1 protein-coding gene is annotated in these 934 nt (G+C 53.0%); it reads right to left on the reverse strand.

The features are described from left to right. On the reverse strand, window positions 1-934 hold a 934-nt coding region (locus tag GS535_RS04320; RefSeq protein WP_370518192.1), incomplete at both ends, for an autotransporter-associated beta strand repeat-containing protein.

Here is a 934-nt window from a genome sequence, read left to right on the forward strand (position 1 = left end):
GTGCAGACAATGTCCCGGCAACCGTATTCCCATCCAAGGTGAGATGACCGCTATTGGACACATCCCCCGTAACAGTATTACGCGCCGTCAGAAGCGCTTCACCAGCGTTTGTTAATCCCGCAAGCTGACCAGAGGTCGCACTAAACTGTGCACCTGTCGCGTTCGTTACATGTTGAGCATAGGCATTAACGAGCTTCACAACACCCTGATTATTCACAATATCGCTCAAATGCGCGTTGTTTTCTGCCGTCATAAGAGCATGACTGCCATCATTCACAGTCTGGCCAGCAACACGCCCCCCATTGACATCAAATGTGCCAGCATTGGACACCGCACTCTGTAAAGAGCCTGTCAACTGAAGCCCTGCACCTGACGCAATAGACGTGGTTCCCGTATAAGTATTCGCACCCGTCAGAACTTCCTGACCGCCGGTGATACTCAGTGACCCACCGGCACCAGACATCACACCGGAATACACATTTCCAAATGGCGCATTCGCATTGGACAATTGCAGAGTTTTCGACCCCAGAGCAACGCTTCCAGTCCCATCAAGAGCCTGAACCGCTGTCGTACCTGTGCCAAGCCCTGAAATGTCAAAGCTCCCATCGCTGGCCACATGCACACCAGCAGACTTTTGGATTGACCCATTCTGGGCAAGCGCTAGGGTACCGCGCGCTACAGTGGTCGCGCCTGTATAATCATTCCCACCTGAGAACGTTTGTTTTCCCCCGTCAATCTGCACAGTCCCTGCGCCTGACAGGTCTCCGCCGAACGTATCATGGCCATTCGTGACAGAAAGCTGACCGTTAAGCACGCCTTGGCCATTCCCCGCTAAGGATCCAACAGCCACATTATTATTCGTGACTGTGAAGGTACCATTCTGTGCAGACAATGTCCCGGCAACCGTATTCCCATCCAAGGTGAGATGACCGCT

The sequence above is a fragment of the Saccharibacter sp. EH611 genome (assembly GCF_009834765.1).
Classification (GTDB): domain Bacteria; phylum Pseudomonadota; class Alphaproteobacteria; order Acetobacterales; family Acetobacteraceae; genus Saccharibacter.